The sequence below is a fragment of the Dactylosporangium sp. NPDC051541 genome (genome assembly GCF_044454505.1).
In the GTDB taxonomy this organism is placed as follows: Bacteria; Actinomycetota; Actinomycetes; order Mycobacteriales; family Micromonosporaceae; genus Dactylosporangium.
Genome location: NZ_JBITDU010000007.1, coordinates 440,260 through 458,249, shown reverse-complemented (window position 1 = coordinate 458,249; position 17,990 = coordinate 440,260). Strand labels below are relative to the sequence as shown.

The window sequence follows — 17,990 nt, the reverse complement described above, 5'->3', positions numbered from 1 at the left end:
GCGGCCGGAGCGAAGCGGAGGTCGCGTGACCGGCACCGTCCTCAGCCCGGCCAAACAGGCGCTGCTGCGGCAGCGGCTCGGCCGCCGGCAGGTCGCGGCCGGCATCCCGCGCCGCGGCGACGACGCACCGCTCGTGCTGTCGTTCGCGCAGGAGCGGCTGTGGTTCATGGAGCAGTACGCGCCCGGCACCGCGGCCTATGTCGTCCCGGTGGCGCTGCGCCTCGAAGGGCCCCTCGACGCGGACGCGGTGGCCGGGGCGCTGACGGCGGTCGTGGCCCGGCACGAGAGCCTGCGGCTGCGGGTGTCCGCGACCGACGACGGGCGGCCGCTCGCGCACATCGCCGCGCCCGCGCCGGTCGACGTGGCGGTGCTGGACCGGGACCTCGTCGCGGCCGACTGCGCCCGGCCGTTCGACCTGGCCGCCGGGCCGCTGCTGCGGGCCACGCTGTTCCGCCGCACCGGCACCGACCACGTGCTGCTGGTGCTGGTGCACCACATCGCGGCCGACGGCTGGTCGACCGACCTGCTGATCGGGGAGTTCGTCGCGGCGTACGACGCGATCGTCACCGGCGGCGCGCCCGACGACGGCGAGCCGGAGGTCCGCTACGGGGACTTCGCGGCCTGGCAGCGGGCGCGGCTGGAGCCGGCGGCCGACCTCGCCTATTGGCGCGATCGGCTGCGCGGGCTGGTCCCCCTGGAGCTGCCGACGGATCGGCCTCGTCCGGCTCGCCAGCAGTACCATGGCGGCGGTTGTGGCTTGCACATCGATCCGGAGACGACCGCTGCGGTCGAACGGCTCGCGGCCGAGCTGCGGGCGACGCCCTACATGGTGCTGATGGCCGCGTTCCAGGCGCTGCTGTGGCGACACAGTGGACAGCCGGACTTCGCGGTCGGCTCGCCGGTGGCCGGGCGGAGCCATCCGCAGACCGAGGGCCTGATCGGCATGTTCGCCAACGTGCTCACACTGCGCGCCGACCTGACCGGCGACCCGACGTTCGTCGAGCTCGTCGCGCGGGTCCGCGACACCGCCCTGGACGCCTACAGTCACCAGGACGTCCCGTTCGAGCACCTGGTCACGGAGCTCAAGGTGGCCCGCGACACCAGCCGGTCGCCGCTGTTCCAGGTCGCCCTGGCCATGCAGAACTACTCGCGGGCGACCCGGGCGCTGCACGGGGGCGTGCGCATCTCCTGGCACGTCGTGGACGCGGTCGCGACCCGCTTCGACCTCGAGTTGTACCTCTACGAGCACGACGGCGGCCTGGCCGGCTTCTTCACCTATGACACCGCGCTGTTCGAACCGGCCACTGTGGAGCGTCTAGCCGCGCACCTCACGACCCTGCTGCGGGCCGCCCTCGACGAGCCGCACCGCCCCCTCGCCGACCTGGCGCTGACCGGACCGGCCCGGGGCGCCCGCGTGGAGATCCCCGACGTCACGCTGCTGGACCTGCTGGAGCCGGCGAATCCCGCGGCCGTCGCGGTGGTGGACGACGGCGTGGAGTACACCTACGGCGAACTGCACTCGCGAGCCAACCGGCTGGCGCACTATCTGGTCGCGCACGGAGCCGGGCCGGGCGAACGGGTGGCGGTCCGCGCGCCCCGCGGCATCGGCCTCGTCACCGCACTCCTCGCGGTGCTCAAGTCGGGGGCCGCCTATGTCCCGCTCGACCCGGACTATCCCGCGGCCCGGCTCGACTTCATGCGCGCGGACTGCGCGCCGGTCCTGGTCCTGAGCGACGACGCGGCCGGGGTGGGCTATCCGGACACGCCACCGGTCGTCGCCGTCACACCCGCACACCCGGCGTACGTCATCTACACCTCCGGGTCGACGGGCCGGCCGAAGGGCGCCGTCAACTCGCATCGCGCCATCGTCAACCGGCTCCTGTGGATGCAAAACACATTCAAGATCAATGACGCGGATGCGGTACTGCAGAAGACGCCTATCAGCTTTGACGTATCCGTGTGGGAACTCTTCTGGCCATTGATCGCCGGCGCCCGGCTGGTGCTGGCCCGGCCGGGTGGCCACCGCGACCCCGCCTATCTCCACGACGTCATCGCCCGCGAGCGCGTCACGACCGTCCACTTCGTGCCGTCGATGCTGGCCGCGTTCCTGGCCTCGACCGAAGGACCGCTCCCCCTGCGCCGGGTCATCGCCAGCGGTGAGGCCCTGCCGGTGGACGTGGCCCGCGACGCGCTGGAGCGGCTCGGGTGTCCGGTCTACAACCTGTACGGGCCGACCGAGGCCGCCATCGATGTCAGTTGGTGGGAGTGCACACCCGAGAACTTGGCCGGGTCGAGCCGGGTGCCGATCGGGCTTCCGATCCAGAACATCGACCTCCACGTGCTCGACGACCGCGGCCGCCCGCAGCCCGTGGGCGAGCTCTGCATCGCCGGGGCCGGGCTGGCCGACGGATACCTGCACCGGCCGGCCCTGACCGCGGAGAAGTTCGTGCCCGGCCCGGACGGGACGCGGCTCTACCGCACCGGCGACCGCGCCGCCCGGCGACCCGACGGCACCCTGGACTACCTGGGCCGGCTCGACGACCAGGTCAAGCTCCGCGGCATCCGGATCGAGCTGGGCGAGATCGAGGCGGTGCTGCGCGAGCAGCCGGAGGTCACCGACGCGGCCTGCGCGGTCCATCAGGAGCGACTGATCGGTTACCTCACCGCCCGGGTGGACCCGGACCTGGACGACCTGCGCCGCCGCCTGCGCGACACGCTGCCCGAGCAGCTGGTCCCGGCCGCGCTGGTGGTGCTGCCGGAGCTGCCGCTGAGCCCGAGCGGCAAGGTGGACCGGCGAGCATTGCCGGCACCCGCGCCGAGGCCGAACAAGCGCCTGGCCGCAGCGCATCCGAAGACAACCGCCGAGCACCTCGTCGCGGCCGCCTTCGGCGAAGTGCTCGGCGTCGAGCACATCGGGCCGGACGATGACTTCTTCCAGCTCGGCGGCCACTCACTGCTCGCCGTGCAGGTCGTCGCCCGGCTGCGGCACCGCCTCACCGACGCCGGGCTGGGGTCCGTCAGCGTCATGGACCTGTTCCGCCTCCCGGTCGTGCGGCAGCTCGCCGAGCACACCGAACGCGACGCCCACGACACCCGGCTCCTGCACGATCTGAGCACGAACGCGCAGGCGGCGACGACCACCGTGATCGCGGTGCCCTACGGCGGTGGCAGCGCGGTCGTGTACAAGCCCCTCGCCGACGCGCTGGGCGGCGACTACCGGCTGCTCAGCCTCGCCCTGCCCGGTCACGACCTGGGCACCGAGGAGCAGGCGCGGCCGATGGCCGAGGTGGTGCCGGCCGTCGTCGCCGAGATCGTCGAGCGGGTCGAAGGCCCGATCATCGTGTACGGTCACTGCGGCGTCGGCAGCGCATACGCGATGGCGATCGCCATCGGCCTGCAGGAGGCGGGGCGGCCACCGGAGGCCGTCTACATCGGCGCTATGTTCCCGTTCGCCCGCCCCAAGGGCCGCGTCCTCGGCCGGCTGGCCCGGCTGGCCGACCGGGAGCGCATCCTCAGCGACCGCGTGTATGCCAGCTGGCTCACCGGCATGGGCGTCGACCTGTCCGGCCTCGACCCGCAGGAGCTCACGACGCTCATCCGCGCGATGCGCCGCGACAGCATCGAGGCCGAGGACTTCTTCACCGGCCTGTTCGCCGGCAACCCGCCCCGGCTGACCGGCCCGATCGTGTCCATCGTCGGCGAGCGCGACCCGGCGACCGACCTGTATCGCGAGCGGTACAAGGAGTGGCTGGCCTTCACCGACCGGGCCGCGGTCGTCATGCTGCCGGAGGGCGGGCACTACTTCATCAACCACCGCGCGGCCGAGGTCGCGGCCGTCATCAAGACGCCCAGCCTCGAGACGACGACCGCGCCGCCCCCCACGACGCCGAGCCTGCGCCGGTTCGGCATCGTCGCCGCGAGCCAGCTGGCCTCGATCGTCGGCTCCGCGCTGACCGAGTTCGCGGTACCGCTGTGGCTGTACACGAAAACGGGTTCGCTGACGACGTTCGCCGTGCTGGCCACCCTCGGCCTGGTGCCGGGGCTGCTCGCCCTGCCGCTGGCCGGTGCCATCGTCGACCGCACCGACCGCCGCCGGATCATGCTGCTCAGCGACGGCGTCGCCGGCCTCACCCAGGCCGCGATGATCGCGCTGCTGCTGCTCGGGCACCTCGACACCGCCGCGATCTACGTGATGATCACGGTGTTGTCGGTGGCGCTGACATTCCAGCGGCTGTCGTTCGCGTCGGCGGTGCCGCAGCTGGTGCCCAAGCGGTACCTCGGCCACGCCAACGGCATCGTGCAGATGTCCGGCGGCCTCGCCCAGCTGGTCGTGCCGGTCGTGGCCGTCGCCGCGCTCGCCTGGTTCGGCATCGGCGGGATCCTCGCCATCGACGTGCTCAGCTATACGGTCTCGATCGCCGTGGTGCTCGGCGTCGCGTTCCCCGCGACCCTGGCCCACACCCGGCACGAGTCCCTCATTGCCGAGATCAGGCACGGTTTCCGGTACTCCCTGGGCCGCCCCGGCCTCAGAACGATGCTCTTCTACTTCGCGGGCCTCAACATCTTCCTGTCGCCGCTGCTGCTGATGCTCTCGCCGCTCGCGCTGTCCGTCGACGATCTCGCCGCGGCCGGCGACATCGCCGTGGCCGCCGGCGCCGGCGCTCTGGCCGGTGGGCTCGCAGTCGCCGTGTGGGGTGGCCCGCGCGCCGACCGCATGCGCGGCCTGCTGCTGTGCGCCGTCGGCCTCGGCGCGTGCGGCGTCGTCATCGGCCTGCGCCCGTCGCTGTACCTCATCGCCGCCGGCGCGTTCGGCCTGCTCTTCGCGCTCGCCGTCGTCAACGGCGTCTACGCCACGATCGTGCAGACGAAGGTGCCGCAGCGCTTCCACGGCCGGGTGTTCGCCCTCAACACGCTGATCGCCTGGTCGACGATCCCGCTCGGCTTCGCCGTCATCGCCCCGCTCGCCACCCGCTTCGGCGAGCACCTGATGGCCCCCGGCGGCGCCCTCGCCGGCAGCTTCGGTGCGGTGCTCGGCGTCGGGGCGGGCCGCGGCATCGCCCTGCTCTACGTGGTGTTCGGGGTGTGCATCGCCGCCCTCAGCGCGGCCGCGCTGCGCCACCGCCACCTCGCCCGCTTCGACCAGACCACCCCGGACGCCGAGCCCGACGACCTCGTCGGGCTGGCCGCGCTGCAGGAGAGGCACTGACATGTTCGAGCACGTCACCACGTTTCAGGTCGTCCGCAACGACGAGGGCCAGCACTCCCTGTGGCCGGCCGACCGCGACCGCCCGGCCGGCTGGCACGCGGAAGGGTTCACCGGCCCCCGCGACGAGTGTCTCGCCCACATCGACGAGGTCTGGACCGACCTCCGCCCGAAAAGATCCCGCCGCTGAACTACTCTTTGTTTTGCTGTCATTACTCAGGGTAGTCGGGACGTTCGTGAAGGGGGATATCGCAACGGGTGGACTGTCGCGGCGCCGGCTCGGTGCGCTGACCGCCGCGGCCGGCCTCATGAGCGCGGCCGCGACCGGGGCCGCTCCGGGACGAGCGGCGGCGGCGCCGAAGGCCGGGGCCGAGGTCGGATTCGTGCTGTCGCACGAGCAGTTTCGCACCAATGAGCTGGCCGACCTCGCGGTGCGGGCCGAGCGGGCCGGGTTCGACCGGGTGTGGGCCAGTGATCACAGCCAGCCGTGGCAGGACAACCAGCGGCACTCGATGCATCCGTGGCTGACCCTGGCGCTGGTCGGTGAGCGCACGAGCACGCTGACGTTCGGGACCGGGGTCACCTGCCCGCTGTACCGCCATCACCCGGCCGAGGTCGCCCAGGCGTTCGCGTCGCTCGGGGTGCTGTCGCCGGGCCGCGTGTTCCTCGGCGTCGGCGCCGGGGAGGCGCTCAACGAGCGGGCCGCCACCGGGCGGTTCGGGCGCTATCAGGAGCGCCACGACCGGCTCGCCGAGGCCGTCGGGCTCATCCGGACACTGTGGACCGGCCGGCGCACCACGTTCCACGGCACCTACTATCAGACCGACCAGTTCCGGCTCTACGACCTCCCGCCGCGGGCGGTGCCGATCATGGTCGCGGCGAGCGGCCCGAGGAGCGCCCGCCTGGCCGGGCAGCACGGCGACGGCTGGATCACCGGCGCGGCCGACTTCGCCAAGCCGGAGCTGCGCGACGCGTTCGCGGCCGGGGCCCGGGCCGCCGGCAAGGACCCCGACGCGATGCCGAAGTTCGTCGAGACGATGGTCGCGGTCGGCGGCGAGCCCGACGTCGAGTATGCGGCCGAGCGGTGGCGGTTCACCGTCGACGCGTTCGGGGACCTGCTCTACCAGCCGAACCCGGTGACCATCCAGCGGCTCGCCGAGCAGCGCTGGCCCCTGCCCCAGGTCTACGCGAAGTGGCCGCGCGGCACCGACCCGGCCCCGCACATCGCGGTGCTGCAGCACATCATCGACGGTGGCGGCACCCCGTTCGTCCACTCCGGACAGTCCGACCAGCGGCGGGTCATCGACTTCTACGGCGCCGAGGTCCTGCCGAAGCTACACCCCTGAGCGGGCACCGGAGAGGCGCTCCTGCTCCTGGGCGACGATCATTTTCGCCAGTTGTACCTCCGAGATGTCCACGGCGCCGGGAGCGGCGTGGGCGATGGTGCTGTGGCGCACGTACGCGTCGAACAGCTGCGCCTTGGAGCCGAGGAGCTCGATCATGCGCTCGTCCACCGAGTCGGCGATCAGCAGGCGGTGGACCTGGACGCTGCGGACCTGCCCCATCCGATGGGCGCGGGCGATCGCCTGGGCCTCGATCGACGGTTTGACCTGTGGTTCGCAGAGCAGTACCACCGAAGCCGCTTGGATGTTGACGCCGACTCCGGCCGCCTCGATCTGGCAGACCAGCACCGCCGGTTTGCGGTCGGCGGTGAACTCGTCGACGATCCGCTGGCGGTCACGGACCGGGGTCGAGCCGGTGATCGGGCCTCGGGCGGCCGGTCCGAGCGCGGCGCCGACCACGCTCAGCACGTCGCGGAAGTAGGAGAACACGACGACCTTGCGGCCGTTGGCCATCGCCTCGCGGGCCAGTTCGAGCAGGCGGGTCAGCTTCGCCGAGTCGGCCGGGCGGCGCACAGCGAACGCGGCCCGGCGCATCGCCATGAAGTTGCCGTCGCGGACGGCGTCGCGGTAGGCCGCCCCGTCCTCGGCCCCGAACTCCTCCCACTCCTCGACCTGCACCAGCTCCGGCAGCTCGGTGAGCACGTCGGACTGGTTGCGGCGCAGATACACGGGCGCGGCCGCGCGGCGGAACGCCTCGACGCCGATCGCCGCGTGCTCGGGCCCCATCCCGGTCGCGATCTCCGGGCGCAGGTGCTCGATGAGGTTGCGGAACTCGTCGATCCGGTTCTCCATCGGCGTGCCGGTGAGGAACAGGACCCGCTCGGACGCGGCCGCGACCCGGTTGACCGCCTGCGACCGCTTCGCGCCCGGGTTCTTCACGTAGTGGGCCTCGTCGACGACCAGCAGGGCCGGCTGCGGTGGCGACAGCTCGAGCGCGCCGAGCGAGCCGAACGTGACCACGCCGACCCCGCCCTCGGCCCGCCACCTGGCCACGGCCCGGGCCCGGCCGCTGCCGTGCAGGCTGACCACCGGGATCGTCGAGTGCTTGGCGACCTCCCGGGACCAGTTGATCAGGACGCTGGCCGGGCAGACGACGAGGAAGTGGGTGGCGCCCCGGGCGGCCAGGTGCGCCATCGCGGCGATCGCCTGGACGGTCTTGCCCAGCCCCATCTCGTCGCCGAGCACGACCCGCCGCTGGACCAGGGCGAACCGGGCCCCGAAGGACTGGTATCCCCGCAGCCGCAGCCCCTCGCTGAGCCGGGACGTGTCCAGCTGCTGCGCGCCGACGCGCTCGACGATGTCGGCGGGCAGGAACCCCTCGCTGGCGGCCACGTCCCCGCCGAGCCCGACGACCTGGCCGAGCAGCCCGTAATAGTCCGCGGAGTGCTGCTCGAAGTGCCGCCACAGCGGCTTGTCCTTCGGTGCCCGCAGCCGCCGCAGCTCCTGCGCGGCCGGCCCCAGACCGCTGGCCTCGGCCGCCTCCACCAGGGCCCGGACCCGCTGGGCGGCGTCGTCGGCGGTCGTCTTGTCATCGGCCCGCATGAACAGCCGCCGCAGCCGCCCGGCCTCGGCCGGCCCGGCGATCGGCCGCTCCCGGGCCAGCTCACCGGCGACCTTCTGCGCGTCGGCCTCGTGCAGCCCGGCCGCCTGGCGCGCCTCCCCGAAGACGTACAGGGCCCGGATCAGCCGGGTCAGGTCCTGGCTCTTCGGGTCGAACTCGATGCGGAACTGCAGGGAGTCGCGGGCCGCGGCCTTGAGCTGCTCGGCGGCCTGGACGGTCTTGCGGGCGGTGCCGTCGCCGATCCCCGGCACCGCGGTGAGCCGCTTCGGCCCGGCCCGCAGCACGTCGGCGACCGTGTGAATGCCGTGCGCGGGCAGCTCGTCGAGCTTGGCCCGCCCGTCGACGGTGTCCTTGACCGTCTCGATCGACATCTTGCCGATCGCCGCCCACACCTGCGGCTCGCTGGCCACCGCGTAGGCGTCGACGACCTCGGCCCGCGCCGCCCCGAGCACTTCGACGATCGTCTCGGCGTCGGCCTGCACTTGCCCGGCCCGGCTCAGCAGCGCACGCGTCTGTCGCCGAGTGGGGGCCGTCATGGTCTTGAACCTACCCGGAGTAGCGTGCTCGCGTGGATCTGGATGCCGTACGCCGATTAGCCGCCGCCGTCGACACCACCGCCATCTGCGACGCGGCCCGCGACGTGCGGGTCATGTCGCCGGAGCTGCGCTGCCGGTCGGCCAATCCGGTGCTCTGCGGCCCGGCGGTGACGGTGCGCTGCCGGGACGATTTCCTGGGCGTCGTCCAGGCGATCGAAACCGCCGAGCCGGGAGTGGTACTGGTAGTCGACGGCGGTGGCCGCGAGACCGCCCTGGCCGGGGAGCTGTTCGCCCGGGCCGCGATCAACAAGGGCCTGGCCGGCATCATCGTCGACGGCGGCTACCGCGACCTGCGCTTCGTCGCCGGCTGCCAGCTGCCCGTCTACAGCCGCCACGTGAGCCCGAAGGCCGGCAGCACCATCGTCCCGGCCCAGGTCAACACCGCCGTCGTCTGCGGCGGCATGTCCATCAGCCCCGGCGACCTCATCATCGCCGACCACAACGGCATCATCGTCCTGGACCCCCGCACCGCCGTCGCCTCCCTCACCGCGGCCGCCGCCGTCATGGTTGCCGAGGCCGCGGTCATCGAACGCCTGGACGCGGGGGCGAGCCTGGCCGAGGTCACCAACCTGGCCGAGCACCTCGAACTCCTGAGCCGCCGCGAACCCTCCCGCCTGCGCTTCACCGTGTAGGGCCCGGCCGGGGCGCGGCGGCGGTGGAGCGTGTTACCAGCCGCCTTCGAAGAAGGCGAGGAGGGCCGGGGCGGGGTCGGCGGCGACGCCCGTGTTGCCGAAGGCCAGCAGTGCGAACGCCACCGCTGTCAGGGCGGCCAGGGTGGCGAACGTGGCGAAGACGCGGCGGGCGCGGGCGGCCGGGCGCACTGCGCGGGCGAAGCGGCGCCACTGCTGGGCGCTGAGGGCCGCGAAGGCCAGGGCGGCCGCGGTGCCGAGGACGGCCATCACGGCGTGGTAGTAGCCGAAGTCGTCGATCAGGCGTTGCAGTGGCGGGGAGGCGGCGGCGCCGGTGTCGACGGTGGTCTGGAGCTGGGCCTGCAGGCCCGCCGGGGTGGTGCCGGCGTCCAGGAAGGTGGCCAGGGACGAGAGCGGCGCGAGGGTGCACTGGATGTTGGCCATGACCAGCATGACGGCGAAGAGGCCCAGCGCGGCCGTGAACGTGCCGCCGGCCGCCAGGGCCACGCGCCGGCCGAGGCCGCGGTCGCCGGCGGCCAGGAACGCTCGCCACAGGCGTACGCCGAGGGTGGCCAGGACGATGAGCAGTACCAATGCGAAGGCGCCTTTGAAGATGTGGAAACGGACCCAGTAGTCGACCAGGCGCTGCAGGTCGGGGGTCAGGGTGGCGTCACCGGTCGGCCAGTAGCCGGCGAACGCGCTGCCGACGGCGTCGTGCACGGCCTCCTCGTCGGCGTATCCGCCGTTGGGGCTGATCGCCGCCAGTGGGGGCGGGGCCAGGAAGAACGCGGCGCTCAGGGCCACGGTCGCCGCGAGGAGCCGGCCGAGGACCCGGCCGGGGATGCCGCCCGGGCGCGCCGGTACCGCGAAGGTGGACATGTCCGCTCCCGTCTGACGATGGCCTGGACCGCACCGGAGCCTAACCGCGGGCACGCGGCCCGGTCCTGTGCGCAAGACAAACATCACGTCAGGCAACACCTAATCCGCTCGTCAAAGCGCGGGGTCGGCTGCGACGATGCGGCAATGACCGCATCCGACGCGATCGAGCTGATCCGGGCGCCGCAGCTGACCGATCGAGCACCGTACGCCTACGCCTCGGTAGTTCCCGACGTGCGGCGGCTGGTGTTCACGGCCGGCGCCTGCCCGCTCGACGAGCACGGCGCGACCGTCGCCGTCGGGGACGTGGCCGGGCAGGCCGAGCAGGTGATGGCCAACCTGCGCACCGCGCTCGCGGCCGCCGGGGCCGGGCTCACCGATGTGGTGAAGACGACCGTCTACGTCGCCAGCCACGACCGGGCCGACCTCGTCACCGCCTGGACGGTGGTGAGCCGCCACTTCGGCGCGCACGACGTGCCCAGCACCCTGCTCGGGGTCGCCGTGCTCGGCTACTCCGACCAGCTCGTCGAGGTGGAGGCCGTCGCCGCCCTGCGCTGACACCGTTGATTGCCGTTGCTGGTGGCCGGGGTGGTTCTCAATAGCGGAACTGTGCGACCAGCTCGGAGAGTTCGGTGGACATGCGGGCGACGTCGCTGGTCGACTGCTGCGCCTCGGTCACGCCCCGGCTGGTGACCATGGACGCCTCGGCGACGCCGGTGATGTTGGTGGCGATCTCGCCGACGCCGGTGGCCGCCTGCGACACGCTGCGGCTCATCTCCGAGGTCGTGGCCGTCTGCTGCTCGACCGCGGAGGCGATCGTCGTCTGGTAGTCGCTGATCCGGGCGATCACCTCCGAGATCTGCTCGATCGCGTGGACCGCGCCGCCGGTGTCGGCCTGGATGGCGTCGACCCGGCGGGCGATGTCCTCGGTGGCCCGGGCCGTCTCCTGGGCCAGGTCCTTCACCTCGCTCGCCACGACCGCGAAGCCCTTGCCGGCGTCTCCGGCCCGGGCCGCCTCGATGGTCGCGTTGAGCGCCAGGAGGTTGGTCTGCTCCGCGATCTGCGTGATGACCTTCACGACGTTGCCGATCTCGGCCGAGGACGCGCCCAGCTTGGTCATGGTCGACGAGGTCGTGGTGGCCGCGGCGACGGCCTCGGCCGCGACCCGGGCCGCCTCGGAGGCGTTCTGCGAGATCTCACGGATGGAGGCGCCCATCTCCTCGCTGCCGGCCGAGACCGTGTCGACGCTGCGCGACACCTCCTCGGCGGCCGCCGACACGGTCTGGGCCTGGGCCGAGGCCTCCTCGGCCGACGCGGACATCTGCGTGGTGACGCCGGACATCTGCTCCGCCGCACCGGCCAGCGACGACGCCGACCCGTCGATGGTGCGGACGGTGCGGCGCAGCCGGTCCATGGCGTTGTCCAGGGCCTGGCCCATGCGCCCGGCCTCGTCCCGGGACGTGAGGCCGGTGGTGGCGGTCAGGTCCCCGCGCTCGAGGGCCTCGCAGACGGCCCGGACCCGGTCCAGCGGCCGGACCACACCCCGGGCCACGATCAGGCCGAAGGCCAGCGCCAGGGCGAGCCCCGCGATCAGCAGCACGACGGAGATGGTCCGGCTGGTCGTGTAGCCGCTGCGGGCGGCCGCCGCGGACTTGGCCGCGTCGGCGTTCTCGGCCGTGTAGAGCGTGTCCAGGTCGGCGGCGAGCGCGTTCAGCAGCGGTATCACCTCGGTGTCGCGGGTCTTCTGCCAGGTGGCGTAGTCGTTGGCCGCGCCGGCCACCAGCTGCTTGGTCTTGGCGATCTGCATCCAGGCGTCCCAGGTCGCCTGGACACGGTCGATGACCTTCAGGTCGCCGGCCGGGCTGCTGTTGCGGTACGCGGTCATGGCCGCGGCGAAGTCGGTGACATCGCTGTTGTATCGCTCGGTGAATTTCGCGACCGTCGGGGCGTCCTGCGAGAGGGCCTGGTTGGCGAGGTCGGAGCGGGTGGCGCTGACCGCTGTCCGGAGCTGACCCACGGCTGACATGCTGCTGACATTGCTGGAATAGATGCGCTGCGCCGCCTCGCTGGCGGTGCCCAGAGCGAGCAGGCCGGTGATGCCGACCGCGAGCGCGACGGCCGCCGCCAGCCCGATTCCCGCGAGGATCTTGATCCGGACGCTGACGTTCGCGAACCAGCCCATCGGAACCTCCACAATGTCCACGAGTCCGACATCACTGTATAAATTGCGAAACTTCCTCAGGCCACTTTGGCGAAATGAAAGTTTCGGGCCCGACCGCGGCCCTGAACTGCGACGATGCTCGATGGCATTGACCGGCGTGACTGTGGCGGCCGATTGTGAGCGCTCACACGTGGACAGGTGGGAGCGCCATGCGACTCAAGGGGCTGTTCGTCGCGGCCGCGGCCGGAGCGCTGCTGGCCGGGGCCGGGATCGTCAGTGCACTCGCCGCGACCGGAGACGGCTCGCCGGGCGACGCCAACATCGCGTTCGTCGGGCGGTGGGACCGCAGCAACGCCAGCGCCTACGTGCCCAACTGGGCCGGGGCCTACCTGCGCACCGGGTTCACCGGGACGACCGTCAAACTCAAGCAGCGCAACGCGATCGACCTGTATTACAGCATCGACGGCGGCAGCGTGCAGTACATCCAGAATGTCTCCGGCACCGTGAATCTGACGCCCTCGGCGCTGCCGTCCGGCAACCACACGCTCCTGGTCTCCTACCGGGTGGTGGCCGGCTCCTACAGCGGCGACGCCGTCTTCCAGGGCCTCGTGCTCGACTCCGGGGCGCGCACCCTGCCGGCGAACGTGTCACCGAAGCTCGTCGAGTTCGTCGGCGACTCCATAACGGTCGGCACGACGTCGTCGAAGAACGCGCTCACCGCCTACGGCTGGCTGACCGGGGAGCAGCTCGGGGTGCGGCACACGCAGATCGGGTACGGCGGCGGCTGCCTGGTCGCCACCGCGGACGGCTGCGTCTCCGTCGCCTCGCAGTTCCTCAAGACCGGCTACTCGGCGACCAGTGCGAACTGGGACTTCACCCGCTACACGGCCGACGCCGTCGTCATCAACCTCGGCACCAACGACAAGAGCCACGGCGTCAGCTCGGCCGACTTCCAGAACGGCTACGTCGCCTTCCTGAAGACGGTCCGCGGCAAGTACCCCAACGCCGCCATCTTCGCGCTGGAGACGTTCTCGAAGCGCTACGCCGCCGAGACCCAGGCCGCCGTCACGACGCAGAACGGCGCCGGCGACCGCAACATCTACTACGTCAACACCGAGGGCTGGCTGCCCAGCGACGGCCTCAGCGACAGCGTCCACCCCAACGACAAGGGCCACCAGGCGATCACCGCGAAGCTGGCCCCGATCGTCGCGGCGAAGCTGACGACCACGACGTCGCCGTCCCCGACCACCGCCGGCCCCTCGCCGACCGCCAGCCGCACTCCCACCGGCAGCACCCCGCCCCCGACCGGCACGTGCAAGGTCGCCTACAAGATCACGAACCAGTGGGCCGGCGGCTTCGGCGGCGACGTGACCATCACCAACCTCGGCAGCCCGATCACCGCCTGGACGCTGGGCTGGACGTTCGCGAGCGGCCAGAGCGTGACCCAGGCCTGGAACGCCACCGTCACCCAGTCCGGCACCACGGTCACGGCGAAGAACGTGAGCTACAACGGCGCCATCGCCACCGGCGGCACAGCCGGCTTCGGCTTCAACGGCGCCTGGACCACCACCAACCCCGTTCCGACGGCCTTCACGCTCAACGGCACCGCCTGCACGACGTCGTAAGGGTCAGGCTACGGCCACGCGGTCCCGGCCCGCGCGCTTGGCGTCGTAGAGGGCGGCGTCCGCGCGGGCCAGGAGTTCGTCCGAGTGTTCGCCGGGCGCCAGGGTCGCGACGCCGGCCGAGAACGTCTGGCCCAGCGGCGTCGCCGCGCGCATCCGGTCGATGATCTCGTGCGCGGCCTCGCGGGTGGCGTCGGGGAGCATGACGATGAACTCCTCGCCGCCGTAGCGGGCCAGGGTGTCCACCGTGCGCAGGTGGGCCTGCCACATGGCCGCGGCCTCCTTGAGCAGCCGGTCGCCGGCCGGGTGGCCGTAGCTGTCGTTGAACCGCTTGAAGTGGTCCAGGTCGACGAGCGCGATGGTGAGCGGCCGGCCCTCGCGGCGGGAGCGTTCCAGGGCGCGGGGCAGTTCGGCGTTCCAGGCCCGCCGGTTCGGCAGGCCGGTCAGCTCGTCGGTGACGGCCAGTTCGCGGACCTTCTGCGACTGCAGGTCGAGCTGGGTCAGCAGCTGCGACATGCGGGCCACGACCAGCAGGAACAGCGCGACGCAGCCGATCCCGATGGCCAGCGTGTCCTCGACCCGGCCCACGGCGGTCTCGGCCAGCAGCAGCACCGGCGCGATCAGCGAGGCCGCGGTGAGCAGGGCCAGCAGCCCCCGGCTGGGCCGGATCGGGCGCGGCGGGGCGGGCCGGGTGACCGCACGCACGTCGGGGTGCCGCGCGGCCGCGGCGAAGGCGAAGTAGCCGGCCAGGAACACGCAGGCCAGGGCCTTGTGCGCGAGCGGGCCCGGCTCCCAGCCCAGCTGGTTGACGACGGCCCAGGCGGAGTCCCCGCCGAGGAAGAGCAGCAACGCCGCCGTCAGCCACCGCACTGCGGTGTTGCGGGCGGTGCCGTCGAGCAGCAGCCGGACCGTCATCGCCAGCAGCAGGATGTCGCCGATGGGGTAGGCGACGCTGACGATGTGCCCGAGCAGGCCGATGCTGGGGTCGGTGGCCGCGGGCTGGATCATGAAGATCCACGCGAGCAGGCCGACGCCGGTCGTGAGCGTGGTCGCGTCGACGGCGGTGGACCAGTTGCGGCTGGGGCTGCGGTGGCGGATCAGCACGGTGAGGCCGGCCGCGGTGAACGGGTACAGCGACAGGTAGGCCGCGTCCGCCCACGACGGGAAGCCCCCGTCGACCTGGACCCGGGTCAGGATCGTCTCGACCCCGATGCCGGCGGCGTTCCCGGCCACTCCGGCGGCGATGAGCCACCACAGCACCGGCACCGCGGGCCGGTGCCGCCGGACCGCGACGACGATGGCCGCGGCGGCCAGCCAGCCGCACCCGACCTGCCACACCACCTGGAGCAGACTGCCGTCGGGGACGGCGAAGAAGCCCGCCAAGCAGATCGCGGCCAAGCCGAGACCGAACACCTGAAGCCGAGCGCGCGTCAATGCCACGCTGGTGCATTCGGCTCGCCGGCCGGGAAGTTGCGTTGCCGGCCCGGAGCCCTCAGTTGCTATCGCGCAACCATGTCGGGCGACCGGCGCAGCTGCTCGGCCGGGGCCGGGCGGCCGCAGTGGAACCCCTGCAGGAGCGGGCAGCCGAGGGCGACGAGCTCGGCGAGCTGCTCGGCGTCCTCGACCCCCTCGGCGATGACCGCCAGGCCCAGGGTCCGGCCGAGCTGCAGGACCGCGGCGATGAGGTCCTTGTGGCGGTCGCTGCCGACGAGCCCGTCGAGGAACGAGCGGTCGATCTTCAGCACGTCGGCCGGGATGTCACGCAGGTAGCCCAGCGAGGAGTACCCCGTGCCGAAGTCGTCGATGGCGACCCGCACGCCCAGGGCGCGCAGCCGGTCCAGCCGCGGCGCGGTGGCGGCGACGTCGCGCATGAGCGTGGTCTCGGTCACCTCCAGCACCAGCGCGTCCGGGCGCAGGCCGGTCTCCCGCAGCACCTGGGTGACCAGGTCCGGCAGGCCGGGGCTCTCCAGCAGCGGGGCGGCCACGTTGACGCTGATCCAGCCGGGAGCGCCGGCCGGGTCCTCGTCCTGCCACGCCCGCAGCGTCCGGCAGCTCTCCCGCATGACCCAGCGGTCGATGTCGGCGCTGAGCCCGGCCTCCTCGGCCATCGGCAGGAACGCGCCCGGCGGGCGCAGCCCGAGCGCCGGGTCCTGCCAGCGCACGAGGGCCTCGACGCCCTCGGCCCGGCCGGTACCGGCGGCCACGATCGGCTGCAGGTGCAGGCGCAGCTCGTCGCGCTCGACGGCCAGGCGCAGCCGCCCCTCCTGTTCGAGGCGGTCGACCAGCCGGACGTGCATCTCCTCGTGGAAGACCTGACAGCGGGCCTTGCCGTCGCTCTTCGCGGCGTACATCGCCACGTCGGCGTTGCGCACCACCTCGTCGGCGTCGGCGTAGCGCTCGGCGTCCCACACCGCGCCGATGCTCGCGCTGACGGCGACCTCGCGGCCGTCGATCAGCAGCGGCTCCTCGAGGGCCCGCAGCAGCCGGGCGGGGAGCTGGTCGACGGTCTCGTCGTCGGCGTGCTCGAGCATGATGCCGAACTCGTCGCCGCCGAAGCGGGCCACCGTGTCACCCGGGCGCAGCGTGGCCAGCAGCCGGTCGGCGGTGGCCCGCAGCAGCCGGTCGCCGGCGCCGTGGCCGAGGCTGTCGTTGACCCGCTTGAACCCGTCGAGGTCGAGGAACAGCACGCCCAGCGGAGTGCTCGCGCGGGCCATCGCCTGCTCGAGGCGGTCGGTGAACAGGGCCCGGTTCGGCAGGCCGGTGAGCTCGTCGTGCAGGGCCTGATGGCGCAGCTGCTCCTCGAGGGCGCGCTGGCGGGTCACGTCGCGCAGCAGCACGACGGCGCCCGCGGGCCGGTCGCCGCGCAGGATGGGGCTGACGGTGTACGCCACGCGCGTCCGCGAGCCGTCCGGTGCCGGCATGTCGCCCTCGCGGTGCACCGGGCCGCGGGTGCCGCTCGCGGCGGGATCGGCGTCTGGGAGTACCACCGCCGCGTCCTGACTCAGCAGTCCGTCGGCACCCAGTCCGGTGATCCGGGCGGCGGCCGCGTTGGCGAACGTGATCCGGTTGTGCTCGTCGATGCCGCAGATGCCCTCGCCCGCGCTGGCCAGGATGGCGTCGGTGTACTCCTTGGCCAGGATCTCCCGGGCCGAGCGGTCCAGCTGCTCGGCCATGTCGTTGAACGCCCGGCCCAGGTGCGTGATCTCGTCGTGGCCGGCGGCGGTGACCCGGCGGCTGTACTGCCCGTTGCGCACGTCCAGCACCGCGCCGGTCAGCTGCCCGATCCGGCGGACCAGCGAGCGGGCGATCAGCCAGCCGACCAGCAGCACCAGGAGCACCCCGGCGGCGCAGGCGCCGGCGATGCCGAGCTGGGTGGAGCGGGTCGACTCGAGCATTTCGTCATAGAGGGGGGTGTACTCGAGGATGACCGCCCCGAGCGTGACGTTCCCGGCTCCGATGAGCGGCACCACGGCCTGCTGGATGCCGGCCGGGTAGTCGACGCTCACCTCGATGAACGTGCGGGTCCGGCCGTCGCGGATGGTGGCGCCGACCTCGTCGGCGGTGTCGCTGTCGAACCGGGTGCCGACGTTCTCGGGGACGGCGTCGCCGAGGACGATCTGCTCCCGGTCGACGATCACGATGTCGCGCTCCTGCATCGCGTGCAGCCGCCGCAGGTAGGTCGCGAGGGCGGCCGGGTCGCGGTACAGCGGCTTCGGCGTCTCGCCGGCGGTGTCGGCGGGCAGTCCGAACCCGACGTCGTTGCTGACGCCCTGGGCGATGTGCTCGGCCTCGGTCACGGCCGCCCGGCGGGCCGAGGCGGCGTCGATCCGCCACGTCATCGCCCCGATCAGGGCGACGAGCGCGGCGACGATGAGGTACCCGCCGAGCAGCTTCTGCCGAACACTCATATCAGCTCACCGTTTGTGTCTATATAATTAC

At 72.6% G+C, this 17,990-nt stretch carries 11 protein-coding genes; 6 read left to right on the top strand and 5 right to left on the bottom strand.

Features of this window, described 5'->3' with window-relative positions; genetic code table 11:
• The first annotated feature begins 25 nt into the window (after window positions 1–25).
• Genes ACIA8L_RS31265 through ACIA8L_RS31255 form a run of 3 tightly spaced genes read left to right on the top strand, consistent with a single transcriptional unit; the run spans window position 26 to window position 6,549 of the window.
• A complete protein-coding gene (locus tag ACIA8L_RS31265) occupies window positions 26–5,206 on the top strand; it encodes an amino acid adenylation domain-containing protein (RefSeq protein ID WP_395910171.1) in 5,181 nt (1,726 codons plus the stop codon).
• 1 nt (window position 5,207) lies between these two features.
• The gene (locus ACIA8L_RS31260; RefSeq protein WP_395910170.1) at window positions 5,208–5,393 is read left to right on the top strand and encodes an MbtH family protein; all 186 of its coding nucleotides are present in this window, start codon (window positions 5,208–5,210) and stop codon (window positions 5,391–5,393) included.
• A gap of 46 nt (window positions 5,394–5,439) precedes the next feature.
• Window positions 5,440–6,549, top strand: coding sequence for a TIGR03557 family F420-dependent LLM class oxidoreductase (locus ACIA8L_RS31255; protein WP_395910169.1), 1,110 nt, complete (start codon window positions 5,440–5,442; stop codon window positions 6,547–6,549).
• On the opposite strand, the gene ACIA8L_RS31250 is transcribed toward ACIA8L_RS31255, so the two are convergent.
• Window positions 6,538–8,703: a DEAD/DEAH box helicase gene (locus tag ACIA8L_RS31250; RefSeq protein ID WP_395910168.1), complete on the bottom strand. Its 2,166-nt coding sequence runs from the start codon at window positions 8,701–8,703 to the stop codon at window positions 6,538–6,540. The two genes, ACIA8L_RS31255 and ACIA8L_RS31250, sit on opposite strands and share 12 nt — an antisense overlap.
• Window positions 8,704–8,735: 32 nt before the next feature.
• Here ACIA8L_RS31250 and ACIA8L_RS31245 point away from each other — a divergent pair, with 32 nt between their 5' ends.
• Entirely contained in the window at window positions 8,736–9,395 is a 660-nt protein-coding gene (locus ACIA8L_RS31245) for an RraA family protein (RefSeq protein WP_395910167.1), read from the top strand.
• Window positions 9,396–9,428: 33 nt separating this feature from the next.
• Here ACIA8L_RS31245 and ACIA8L_RS31240 read toward each other — a convergent pair whose 3' ends face one another.
• Window positions 9,429–10,271 carry a hypothetical protein gene (locus tag ACIA8L_RS31240; RefSeq protein ID WP_395910166.1) on the bottom strand — a complete coding sequence of 281 codons (843 nt, stop codon included), beginning with the start codon at window positions 10,269–10,271 and terminating at the stop codon, window positions 9,429–9,431.
• Window positions 10,272–10,415: 144 nt separating this feature from the next.
• Here ACIA8L_RS31240 and ACIA8L_RS31235 point away from each other — a divergent pair, with 144 nt between their 5' ends.
• Window positions 10,416–10,826, top strand: a complete 411-nt coding sequence (locus ACIA8L_RS31235; RefSeq protein WP_395910165.1) for a RidA family protein — start codon at window positions 10,416–10,418, stop codon at window positions 10,824–10,826.
• A 37-nt stretch (window positions 10,827–10,863) separates the two neighbouring features.
• Here the strand turns inward: ACIA8L_RS31235 and ACIA8L_RS31230 are convergent, their stop codons facing one another.
• Window positions 10,864–12,450, bottom strand: a complete 1,587-nt coding sequence (locus ACIA8L_RS31230; RefSeq protein ID WP_395910164.1) for a methyl-accepting chemotaxis protein — start codon at window positions 12,448–12,450, stop codon at window positions 10,864–10,866.
• Window positions 12,451–12,638: 188 nt separating this feature from the next.
• Here ACIA8L_RS31230 and ACIA8L_RS31225 point away from each other — a divergent pair, with 188 nt between their 5' ends.
• Complete coding sequence (locus ACIA8L_RS31225; RefSeq protein ID WP_395910163.1) at window positions 12,639–14,054, top strand: cellulose binding domain-containing protein; 1,416 nt, start codon at window positions 12,639–12,641, stop codon at window positions 14,052–14,054.
• Between the two features lie 3 nt (window positions 14,055–14,057).
• Here the strand turns inward: ACIA8L_RS31225 and ACIA8L_RS31220 are convergent, their stop codons facing one another.
• Window positions 14,058–15,449, bottom strand: coding sequence for a GGDEF domain-containing protein (locus ACIA8L_RS31220; protein WP_395910162.1), 1,392 nt, complete (start codon window positions 15,447–15,449; stop codon window positions 14,058–14,060).
• 101 nt (window positions 15,450–15,550) lie between these two features.
• A complete protein-coding gene (locus tag ACIA8L_RS31215) occupies window positions 15,551–17,959 on the bottom strand; it encodes an EAL domain-containing protein (RefSeq protein ID WP_395910161.1) in 2,409 nt (802 codons plus the stop codon).
• Window positions 17,960–17,990 lie beyond the last annotated feature (31 nt).

Bases quoted from the DNA above. Each gene is read 5' to 3' on its own strand.
- ACIA8L_RS31260 (WP_395910170.1), top strand. From the start codon at position 5,208: ATGTTCGAGCACGTCACCACGTTTCAGGTCGTCCGCAACGACGAGGGC.
- ACIA8L_RS31250 (WP_395910168.1), bottom strand. From the start codon at position 8,703: ATGACGGCCCCCACTCGGCGACAGACGCGTGCGCTGCTGAGCCGGGCC.
- ACIA8L_RS31240 (WP_395910166.1), bottom strand. From the start codon at position 10,271: ATGTCCACCTTCGCGGTACCGGCGCGCCCGGGCGGCATCCCCGGCCGG.
- ACIA8L_RS31235 (WP_395910165.1), top strand. From the start codon at position 10,416: ATGACCGCATCCGACGCGATCGAGCTGATCCGGGCGCCGCAGCTGACC.
- ACIA8L_RS31230 (WP_395910164.1), bottom strand. From the start codon at position 12,450: ATGGGCTGGTTCGCGAACGTCAGCGTCCGGATCAAGATCCTCGCGGGA.
- ACIA8L_RS31225 (WP_395910163.1), top strand. From the start codon at position 12,639: ATGCGACTCAAGGGGCTGTTCGTCGCGGCCGCGGCCGGAGCGCTGCTG.
- ACIA8L_RS31215 (WP_395910161.1), bottom strand. From the start codon at position 17,959: ATGAGTGTTCGGCAGAAGCTGCTCGGCGGGTACCTCATCGTCGCCGCG.